Source organism: Streptomyces sp. NPDC127068, assembly GCF_042724695.1.
GTDB lineage: Bacteria > Actinomycetota > Actinomycetes > Streptomycetales > Streptomycetaceae > Streptomyces.
On the sequence record NZ_JBHXEN010000075.1, the window covers coordinates 19,295 to 30,286 of the forward strand.

Below are 10,992 nucleotides of genomic sequence, written 5' to 3' on the forward strand. Positions count from 1 at the left end.
CCTCAAGGCCCCGGCGATGCCCTCTCAAGGCCCTGGTGAGGTCCCTTCATGGCTCTGGTGAGGTCCCTTCAAGCCCGGGGAACCGCCCCGGGTGTCCCACGAACGCACAACAGGGACCAGTTCTCCCCACCCCCGGCGCCGCTGACCTCTCCTCACGACCCCACAGGTCCGCGCAGTCCCGCACGCCACCGGTCACACATCACCACCACGGATGCAGCGCGCCCCGGCGCACCCACCCGTCGCACCGTGCGCTCCCGCGACATCGACGTAGGTCAGCCGTACGCCAGTAACCCCCGCGCGCAGGAAGCGCGCGGTACCGGGAACACGCCCCGCGTACGCACCTGCGCCGCACCACCCGGCCGGCAGCGCACCAGCGGACACCCGGCGCACGGGCCGGCGGTCACCCCGGGACATCGCTGGTGGAACGGGACTCAGCTCTGGGAGGGCAGCGAGGCCGTCCCGGCTCCCGTGCCGGGCTCCAGCGCGTCGAGCGCCCTGCGCAAGCCGGTCAGCTTGCGTTCGAGGTGGGCGGCGGTCGCCACGGCGGCGGCGTCGCCCGCGTCGTCGTCGAGTTGCTTGGACAGGGCCTCGGCCTGCTCCTCCACGGCCGCGAGCCGCGCCGACAGCTCGGCGAGCAGCCCCGCGGGTTCCTTGCCGTTGCCCGAGCCGCCGCCTTCGAGCTGGAGCCGCAGCAAGGCGGCCTGCTCACGCAGTTGACAGTTCTTCATGTACAGCTCGACGAAGACCGACACCTTCGCACGGAGCACCCACGGGTCGAACGGCTTGGAGATGTAGTCCACGGCGCCGGCCGCGTAACCGCGGAAGGTGTGGTGCGGACCGTGGTTGATCGCGGTGAGGAAGATGATCGGGATGTCCCTCGTCCGCTCCCGCCGCTTGATGTGCGCCGCGGTCTCGAAGCCGTCCATGCCCGGCATCTGGACGTCCAACAGGATGACCGCGAAGTCGTCCGTGAGCAGTGCTTTGAGCGCTTCCTCCCCGGACGATGCCCGCACCAGCGTCTGATCGAGCGCGGAGAGGATGGCCTCCAGCGCCAGCAGATTCTCCGGCCGGTCATCGACCAGGAGGATCTTGGCCTTCTGGACCATCGCCCGTCCTCCTCGTCCCGGCAGTGCACCGGGCGCCGCCCCAGGGGACGACTCTGTTGCGCCGTCCGTTCTTGTGCCGGTCATGGTAGCCGCACCCCGCCTATCGCCACACCCTGTCACCGCGATGTCACTGTGCACGTAGCAGAAACGTCGCGGGGGACCAGAAGGTTCCCCGAATCCCGCACTTCTACACGGGATCGGCCACAGTCCGTCAGCGTAACTTGGCGGTGGGACAAGCCTTTCGGCCCCTCCCGCATCCGTTCACTCGTCGCGCATCCACTGCTCCATCACGGTCAGCAAGTAGTCAGGGTCGACCGGTTTCGTTACGTAGTCGGACGCGCCGGAGTCGATCGCCTTCTCCCGGTCGCCCTTCATGGCCTTCGCGGTCAGCGCGATGATGGGCAGTCCGGCGAACTGCGGCATCCGACGGATCGCCGTGGTCGTGGCGTAGCCGTCCATCTCCGGCATCATGATGTCCATCAGCACCAGGGTCACGTCGTCGTGCTGTTCGAGGACCTCGATGCCCTCCCGTCCGTTCTCCGCGTACAGCACCGACAGACCGTGCTGCTCCAGGACGCTGGTCAACGCGAACACGTTGCGGATGTCGTCGTCGACGATGAGGACCTTCTCCCCGTCGAACCCGAAGTTCCGCCGCTCCGTGCCGTCCTGCGCGGCCAGGTCGTAGTCCGTCTCCGCACCCCGTCCGCTCCCCGCGCCGCCGCCGGCACGGGCCGAACGGTCCACGGGGGGCGCCGGCTGTGCGGGCGCGGGCAGTGCGGGACGCGGCGCCGCGTCCTGGACGGGCGTCGCCGGCCGGCGACGCCGGCGGAAGTTGGCGGCGGGACCGTTCTGCGCGTCCCGGTACGAGCGCACCTCCGGCGGCGTGTCCATGACGGCCGACTGCTTCGCCCCGGACTCCAGGGCCGCGCCCGGCTCGCCCGCGGACGGCAGTTGACCGTACCCGTGCGGCGGCAGACCGCTCGGGTGCAGCGGCAGGTAGAGCGTGAACGTGGAGCCGCGCCCCGGTTCGCTGGCCGCGTGGATCTCACCGCCGAGGAGCCGGGCGATCTCCCGACTGATCGACAGACCCAGCCCCGTGCCGCCGTACTTGCGACTGGTCGTCCCGTCGGCCTGCTTGAACGCCTCGAAGATCACCCGCATCTTGCCGGAGGCGATCCCGATGCCGGTGTCGGCGACCGAGAACGCGATCAGGTCGGCGTCCGCGTCGGTGAGGGAACCCGACTCCAGGAGTTGTTCCCGGATGGCGACCGGCACGTCCGCCCCCGCGGTCCGGATCACCAGTTCGACGGCACCCGAATCGGTGAACTTCACCGCGTTCGACAGCAGGTTGCGCAGCACCTGGAGCAGCCGCTGCTCGTCGGTGTGCAAGGTCGCGGGCAGCTCCGGCGAGACCCGGACCGAGAAGTCCAAGCCCTTCTCCGCGGTGAGCGGGCGGAAGGTGGCCTCCACGTAGTCGACGAGCTGCACCAGGGCGATGCGGGTCGGCGAGACGTCCATCTTGCCCGCCTCGACCTTCGACAGGTCGAGGATGTCGTTGATGAGCTGGAGCAGGTCCGAACCGGCGCCGTGGATCGTTTCGGCGAACTCCACCTGCTTCGGCGTGAGGTTGGTGTCGGCGTTGTCCGCGAGCAACTTGGCCAGGATCAGCAGCGAGTTGAGCGGGGTCCGCAGCTCGTGCGACATGTTGGCCAGGAACTCGGACTTGTACCGCATCGACACCGCGAGCTGTTCGGCGCGCTCCTCCAGCACCTGGCGGGCCTCTTCGATCTCGGTGTTCTTCACCTCGATGTCACGGTTCTGCCGGGCCAGCAGTTCGGCCTTCTCCTCCAGCTCCTCGTTGGACTCCTGGAGCGCCTTCTGCCGGTTCTCCAACTCAGCCGACCGCTCGCGCAGTTGCTCGGTCAGCTCCTGCGACTGTTCGAGCAGGACCTCCGTCTTGGTGTTGACGCTGATCGTGTTGACGCTCGTCGCGATCATCTCGGCGATCTGGTTGAGGAAGTCCTTCTGGATGTGCGTGAACTGCTGGAACGCCGCCAGCTCGATCACCCCCAGCACCGTCCCCTCGAACAGCACCGGCAACACGATCACGTGCGCGGGCGGCGCCTCGCCCAGCCCGGAGGAGATCTTCAGATAGCCGGGCGGGACGTTCTCCACCAGGATCGTCCGCCGCTCCTTCGCCGCCGTCCCGATCAGCGTCTCACCGGGCCGGAACGAGGTCGGCATCGTCCCCATCGAATAGCCGTACGAGCCGAGCATCCGCAGCTCGTAGCCGTCCCGCCCGTCCTCCTGCGCGGCCACCAGGTCCTGACCGTCGTCCGCCACCGCCAGGAAGAACGCGCCGTGCTGCGCGGACACCACCGGGGTCAACTCGCTCATGATCAGCCCGGCCACGTCGTCCAGGTCACGACGCCCCTGCATCAGACCCGAGATGCGCGCCAGGTTGCCCTTGAGCCAGTCCTGCTCCTTGTTGGCGATGGTCGTGTCCCGGAGGTTCGCGATCATCGTGTTGATGTTGTCCTGGAGGTCCTGGATCTCTCCCGCCGCATCCACGTCGATCTTCAGATTGAGGTCCCCACGGGTCACCGCCGTGGCGACCGCGGCGATGGCACGCACCTGACGGGTCAGGTTGCCGGCCATCTCGTTCACCGACTCGGTGAGGTCCCGCCAGGTGCCGTCGACGTCACGCACCCGCGCCTGACCACCGAGCTGGCCCTCCGTCCCCACCTCACGGGCGACCCGGGTGACCTCCTCGGCGAACGAGGACAGCTGGTCCACCATCGTGTTGATGGTCGTCTTGAGTTCGAGGATCTCGCCGCGCGCGTCGATGTCGATCTTCTTGGTGAGATCGCCCTTCGCGATCGCCGTGGTGACCATGGCGATGTTGCGGACCTGGCCGGTCAGGTTGGACGCCATCGAGTTCACCGACTCGGTGAGGTCCTTCCAGGTGCCCGAGACGCCTGGCACCCGGGCCTGACCGCCCAGGATGCCGTCGGTGCCCACCTCACGGGCCACCCGGGTCACCTCGTCCGCGAACGACGACAGCGTGGTCACCATGGTGTTGACGGTGTCGGCCAGCTGCGCCACCTCGCCGCGCGCCTCCACCGTGACCTTCTTGGTCAGGTCGCCGTTGGCGACGGCCGCGGAGACCTGCGAGATGTTCCGCACCTGACTGGTCAGGTTGTTGGCCATCAGGTTGACGTTGTCGCTGAGGTCCTTCCAGATGCCGGTGACCCCGGGCACCCGGGCCTGACCGCCGAGGTTGCCCTCCGTGCCCACCTCACGGGCCACCCGGGTCACCTGCTCGGCGAAGTTCGACAACTGGTCCACCATCGTGTTGACGGTGGTGACCAGCTCCAGGATCTCGCCCTTGGCGTCCACCGTGATCTTCTTCGAGAGATCACCCCGGGCCACCGCCGTCGTCACCTCGGCGATGCTGCGCACCTGGATGGTGAGGTTGTTCGCCATGAAGTTGACGGACTGGGTGAGGTCCTTCCAGGTCCCCGACACCCCCTGCACCTCGGCCTGACCGCCGAGGATGCCCTCCGTGCCCACCTCGCGCGCGACCATGGTCACCTGCTCCGCGAAGTTCGAGAGCTGGTCCACCATCGTGTTGAGGGTGTTCTTCAACTCCAGGATCTCGCCCCGCGCATCCACGTCGATCTTCTGCGACAGGTCACCCCGCGCCACCGCCGTGGCGACCTGCGCGATGTTGCGGACCTGGGTGGTCAGATTGCCCGCCATGCTGTTCACGGAGTCGGTGAGGTCCCGCCAGACCCCCGCGACGCCCGGCACCTGGGCCTGCCCGCCGAGCCTGCCCTCGGTGCCCACGTCCCGCGACACCCGGGTCACCTGATCGGCGAACGCGGACAGCTGGTCCACCATCGTGTTGATGGTGTTCTTCAACTCCAGGATCTCGCCCCGCGCATCCACGTCGATCTTCTGCGACAGGTCACCCCGCGCCACCGCCGTCGTCACCTGGGCGATCTGCCTCACCTGGGAGGTGAGGTTCCCGGCCATGAAGTTGACGGAGTCCGTGAGCTCCTTCCAGGTGCCGCTGACCCCGTCGACGCGCGCCTGTCCCCCGAGCCGCCCCTCCGTACCGACGTCCCGGGCCATCCGCGTGACCTGGTCGGCGAAGCTCGACAGCTGGTCCACCATCGTGTTGACGGTGTTCTTCAACTGGAGCATCTCGCCGGAGACGTCGACGGTGACCTTCTGCGACAGGTCACCGTTGGCGACCGCCGTCGTCACCTGCGCGATGTTGCGCACCTGACCGGTGAGGTTGCGGAACGCCGTGTTGACGGAGTCCGTCAGGTCCTTCCAGGTACCGGCCGCACCCTGCACATGCGCCTGACCACCGAGTTCACCCTCGACGCCGACCTCACGCGCGACCCGCGTGACCTCCGCTCCGAACCCGGAGAGCTGATCCACCATGGTGTTCACGGTGTTCTTCAGCTCCAGCATCTCCCCCGCCACGTCGACGGTGACCTTCTGCGACAGGTCACCGTTGGCGACCGCCGTCGTCACCGCGGCGATGTCCCGCACCTGCGTCGTCAGGTTGCGGAACACCGTGTTGACGGAGTCCGTGAGGTCCTTCCAGGTGCCCGCGGCGCCCGGCACCTGGGCCTGACCGCCGAGCCGGCCCTCCGCACCGACCTCGTTGGCGACCCGCGTGACCTCGTCGGCGAACGTCCGCAGCGTCTCGGTCATCTGGTTGATCGTCTCGGCGAGCTGCGCCACCTCGCCGCGCGCGCTCACCGTCACCTTCTGCGACAGGTCACCGCTCGCCACCGCCGTCGTCACCTGGGCGATGCCGCGGACCTGCGCGGTGAGGTTGCCAGCCATCAGGTTGACGGAGTCCGTCAGGTCCTTCCAGACGCCCGCGACACCCGGCACCCTGGCCTGCCCGCCCAACTCGCCCTCGGTACCGACCTCGCGCGCAACGCGGGTCACCTCGGACGAGAACGAGGACAATTGATCCACCATCGTGTTGACGGTGTTCTTCAGCTCCAACATCTCACCGTCGACGTGCACGGTGACCTTGCGGGACAGGTCCCCCTTGGCCACCGCCGTCGTCACCAGCGCGATGTCCCGCACCTGGGCCGTCAGCCGGTCCGCCATCGTGTTGACGGAGTCCGTCAGGTCCTTCCACGACCCGGACATCCCGCGGACCCTGGCCTGCCCGCCGAGCTTGCCCTCGGTCCCCACCTCGCTGGCCACCCGGGTGACCTCGTCGGTGAACGTCGACAACTGGTCGACCAGGTTGTTGACCGTGCGCCCGACCTTCAGGAACTCACCGCGCAACTGCGGCCCCGCCCCGTTCGCACCGGGGGGACGCAGCTCCATCCGCTGGTCCAGGTCCCCCTCGGCGACCGCGGACAGCACCCGGCCCACCTCGGACACCGGCCGCACCAGATCGTCGACCAGGGCGTTCGACGCGTTGATCGCGGTCGCCCAGGAGCCCTCGCACGGACCCGGGTCCAGCCGCTCTGTGATCTTTCCCTCACGTCCGACCATCCGACGGACCCGCGCCAGTTCACCCGTGAGGTGGAGATTGCGCTCGGCGACCTCGTTGAAGGCGGCTGCGATCTCCGCGAGGACGTCGTCGCCGGTGACCGGGAGCCGCTTGCGGAAGTTCCCGTCCCGCATCGACTCCAACGCCGCCAGCAGACGGTGCAGCTCCGCCGTCTGGACGGCCGTCGTCCCCCGGTGCGCTGAACGCGCCTTCCTCACGGGCTGTCCGCCCTTCGCGCGCGTGCTGGTGCCACGCGCCGACGCGCCAGACTCCACCGTGATCCCTCCCGCAGGGGTCGACCTCGTTCATTGGACCGTCTTCATGAAGCCTGCCCAGTGTTTCACCCCGACGGAACCAGGCCATAACAGTTCGGCAGCTTCGCACAACCTCCGCCCGTACCCCCCTGGGGGCGGAAACTCCCTCGGGCGGCATCCGCATGGACCGCGAAGGTAAGTAACCTGGCATGCGGCTGTCCACCCACCCGGTCCGCCCGGCCAGGACGGTGGCAAGAGTACGAGCGGGCATCGGAGGGCGGCCCCAGCATGACCACCGGACTGCAACTGCCCGGGGGGCAATCCCCGGACCCCCGGCCCCACCAGGCCGACGACGGGGAAGCACGGCACGTCGAAAACCGGACGAGGAGTTCTGTGATCACCGCGCGCGCGGCAGCCGCATTCCCACCCGCGAGCCGGTCCGTGGCCACGGCCCGTTCCTTCGTCCGGGACACGCTCCAGGGCTGGGGGTTCGCCGACGTCATCGACGACGCCGTCGTCCTGACCAGCGAACTCGTCACCAATGCGGTGATCCACGCGGGTACCTCGGCCGAAGTGCAGTGTCTGCGTTCCGGCGACACGGTCCGCATCGAGGTGTCCGACCGCTACCCGGAACGTGAGATCCCGCTCCAGCAGGCCCACGCCGCCCTGCGCAGCCCCGACCGCGAGGGCGGCCGGGGACTCCAGCTCTGCGCCGCGCTCGCCGGCCGCTGGGGCGTCGAGTACACGCCCACCCACAAACGGGTGTGGTTCCAGATGGAGTTGCCCGACCGCCCCGTCGGCACCCGCACCGCGGGCCCGCACCTCCCCACCGGCCTGCTCCCGGTCACCGACGGCCGGGTCAGGGTCGCGGTGCTCCAGGTCGACGGCGCGGGCGCCGTCAACGCCTGGAACGAGGACGCCGGGGAACTCTTCGGCCACCGCGCCGAACACGTCATCGGCAAACCGCTCACCGACCTCGCCGCCTGGCCCCACACCCCCGGCACCAGCACCGGCATCGTCGAGGCCCTCCAGCTCTCCCGCTGGGAGGGCAGCTACGGCATCCGCAGTGCCACCGGCCGGGTCGTCCCCGTCTACGCCTCGCACCTGCGCGTCCGCGACACCGAGGGCGAACCGTCCACGGTCTGCCTCCTCGTCCGGGACCACGAACGCGCCGTGATCCAGACACCCGTACGCGTCCCGGCGCCCGACACGGGCTCCGCGGCCGAGTCCGGCCCCGCCGACCCGTTCGAGGTGTTCATCGGCTCCCCCGCCCCCGACGACCTCGACGGCCTCCTCCAACGCACCGTCGAACGCGCCCGCGACATGTTGGACGCCGACGCCGCGTTCCTGCTGCTCGCCACGGACGACGAGACGGAGCTGGAGGTCCGTGCCTCCACCGGGCTGCCCTCCGCCCGCCAGCGCTTCGCCCGCGTCCCCGTCGAGGCCGGCCCCGGACGTTACGGCTCCGCCCGGATGCCGGCGGTCCACGAGGACCTGTCGGTCGTCCCGGGCGCCGTCCCCCTGCTCCACGGCACGGGCATGCGCTCGGTCGTCACGGTCCCGCTGAAGGTCGAGGGCCGTCTCACCGGCTCCCTCGGCGTGGCCGCGGAATCCCCCGACCGCTACTCCAACGAGGAGGCCCTGCGGCTCCAGTTCGCCGCCGACCGCATCGCCCTCGCCGTGGAGTCCGCCCGCCTCGGCGAACTCGAACGACTGCGCCGCGGGTCCCTGAGCTTCCTCGTCGAAGCGTCCGACCTGCTGGCGGGCACCCTGGACCGCGACCAGACGCTCGCCCTGATGGCCCAGATGACGGTCCCCACGCTGGCCACCTGGTGCGCGGTCTACACGATCGCCGACCAGGCTTCGGACCCCTATCTGTCGTTCGTGCTCCACGAGGACGAGGACCGCATCGACGGCCTCAAGGAACTCCTGGCCCGCATCGCCCCGCCGGATCCCGTCCCCGCCCCGGGCGCCCGGGTCTGGCACGCACCGGGTCGCGCCGCCCAGGAGGCCGCCGACGCCGACCGCGGCGCGCTCTCCGGACACGGCGCGGCCGGCGGCGAGACCGTGGTCCTCCCCCTGGTCGCCCGCAACCGCGTCATCGGCATGCTCACCCTCGGCCGACCCGCCGACGACCACTTCCGCCAGGAGATCCTGGAACTCGCCGAAGACCTGTCCCGTCGAGCGGCCCTCGCCCTCGACAACGCCCGCCTGTACTCGGAGCGCACGGCCATCAGCCAGTCGCTCCAGCGCAGCTTGCTGCCCCCGCAGACGCCCGAGATCCCCGGCGTCGAGGTGGAGGTCATCTACCGCGCCGCCGGTGAGGGCAACGAGGTCGGCGGCGACTTCTACGACCTCTTCCCGATCCGGGACGGCGCCTACGGCTTCGCGATCGGGGACGTCTGCGGCACGGGCCCGGAGGCCGCCGCGGTGACCGGTCTCGCCCGGCACGCCCTACGGCTGTTGGCCCGGGAGGGCTTCGGCGGCCCCGCGGTCCTGGAGCGGCTGAACGCGGCGATCCTCGACGAGGGCGCCCGCAGCCGCTTCCTCACCCTGCTGTACGGGGAGCTGTGGCCCCAGGAGGACGGCAGCGCGGTCCTGAAGGTCGTCTGCGCGGGCCACCCGCTCCCGCTGCGGCTACGTCAGGACGGCACCGTGGAGGCCGCCGCCGAACCCCAGCCACTGCTCGGCGTGATGGAGGACCTGGAGCTGTACGAGCAGACCGTCACCCTCGACCCCGGCGACGTCCTGCTGTGCGTCACGGACGGGGTCACCGAGCGCCGCGAGGGGACGCGCATGCTGGGGGACGACGGTCTCACGGAGGTCCTGGCCTCCTCCACCGGGCTCACCGCGGGCGCGGTGGCGGCCCGGGTGATGCGCGCGGTGGACCGCTTCGCGAGCGCCGCGCCCTCCGACGACATGGCGATCCTCGTGATGCGCGTCCCGGGCCTGGACGTGTAGGGCCCCGGGCACGGAAAAGGCCCCGGCCCTCACGGCCGGGGCCTTCCCCCTTCGTCTCGCTGAGCCCCCAAACGGAATCGAACCGTTGACCTTCTCCTTACCATGGAGACGCTCTACCGACTGAGCTATAGGGGCCTGTCGCTCTGCGGTTTCCCGCCTTGCAACGGAATAGATCATACCCCGAACACGGGGGTGCTCCACACCGCTTCCGCGTTCAGAAGGCAGCGGCCAGCCAGGCGGCGGGAGCGGGCCGCACGACGTCACCGAGCGAGTTGCACACGGAGACGATCCGGCGCGCCTCACGGCGCGTGAGTCCGTCGCCCAGGGGAAGGGCCAGCGTCTCGTCCGCGGCCCGTTCGGTTTCCGGCAGGACCACGCTCCGCCGGTACGCGGGCAGCCGGTGGACGGGGGTCGGCACCGGTACGCGGCAGTCCACGCCCCGGGCCCGCAACACCCGTGCGTACGCGTCCCGGTCGGGCCGTCCGTTGCCGGGCACCCGGACCACGTACTGCCGGTAGGTGTGCCCCGCGCTGCCCTCGGGAACGCGAACGCCCCTCAGTCGCCCGTCGAAATACCGTGCGTGCAACCGGCGTCCGGCCACCTCGTGCTCCTCGTCGGCGCCCTCGTCGCCCTCCTCCTGCTGCTGGAGCAGGAGGAGCCCGCGGCGCCGGCCGAGTTCGGTGAGCGGCCCGGTGGCCGCCGGCCGCCCGAACCGGTGCACCAGGACGACGGCCGCGGTCCGTGGACCCACCACGGCGTCCACCCGGTCCGCGTCGAGGCAGTACGTCGTCGGGTCGATGTCGGCGAAGACGGGCACCGACCCGGCCGCCACCACCGCCCGGGCCGCCCCGCCGTCGTCGAAGGCCGGTACGACGACCTCGTCTCCCGCTCCGACACCGGCGGCACGCAACATCGCAGCTGTCCCCATGCGGCGATGCTCGCGCCACGACATGAACGGCCGGTGACGGCAACACCACTCAAAACAAAAAAGGAGTGGTTCCCCGACCCTAAGGCCTGGGAACCACTCCTTCTCTTCACAATTTGTTCGGCGGCGTCCTACTCTCCCACAGGGTCCCCCCTGCAGTACCATCGGCGCTGTGAGGCTTAGCTTCCGGGTTCGGAATGTAACCGGGCG

The 10,992-nt window shown here is 70.0% G+C and carries 4 protein-coding genes, 1 tRNA gene and 1 rRNA gene; 1 reads left to right on the forward strand and 5 read right to left on the reverse strand.

The genetic code is table 11. From position 1 onward, the window contains the following. Positions 1 to 431: 431 nt before the first annotated feature. The gene (locus ACFWIA_RS32280) at positions 432 to 1,106 is read right to left on the reverse strand and encodes a two-component system response regulator (RefSeq protein ID WP_387010808.1); all 675 of its coding nucleotides are present in this window, start codon (positions 1,104 to 1,106) and stop codon (positions 432 to 434) included. Between the two features lie 261 nt (positions 1,107 to 1,367). Further along, the gene (locus ACFWIA_RS32285; protein WP_387010809.1) at positions 1,368 to 6,917 is read right to left on the reverse strand and encodes a HAMP domain-containing protein; all 5,550 of its coding nucleotides are present in this window, start codon (positions 6,915 to 6,917) and stop codon (positions 1,368 to 1,370) included. A gap of 267 nt (positions 6,918 to 7,184) precedes the next feature. On the opposite strand from ACFWIA_RS32285, the gene ACFWIA_RS32290 reads away from it, so the two are divergent. After that, on the forward strand, positions 7,185 to 9,857 hold the full coding sequence (locus ACFWIA_RS32290) for a SpoIIE family protein phosphatase (RefSeq protein WP_387010810.1): 2,673 nt from the start codon (positions 7,185 to 7,187) through the stop codon (positions 9,855 to 9,857). Positions 9,858 to 9,919: 62 nt separating this feature from the next. Here ACFWIA_RS32290 and ACFWIA_RS32295 read toward each other — a convergent pair. From ACFWIA_RS32295 to rrf, 3 genes are all read right to left on the reverse strand, one after another. Beyond that, a tRNA-Thr gene (locus tag ACFWIA_RS32295) sits at positions 9,920 to 9,992 on the reverse strand. Between the two features lie 79 nt (positions 9,993 to 10,071). Further along, positions 10,072 to 10,785, reverse strand: a complete 714-nt coding sequence (locus ACFWIA_RS32300; RefSeq protein WP_387010811.1) for a DegT/DnrJ/EryC1/StrS family aminotransferase — start codon at positions 10,783 to 10,785, stop codon at positions 10,072 to 10,074. A 115-nt stretch (positions 10,786 to 10,900) separates the two neighbouring features. Continuing rightward, positions 10,901 to 10,992, reverse strand: a 5S ribosomal RNA gene (gene rrf / locus ACFWIA_RS32305); the annotation flags it as partial.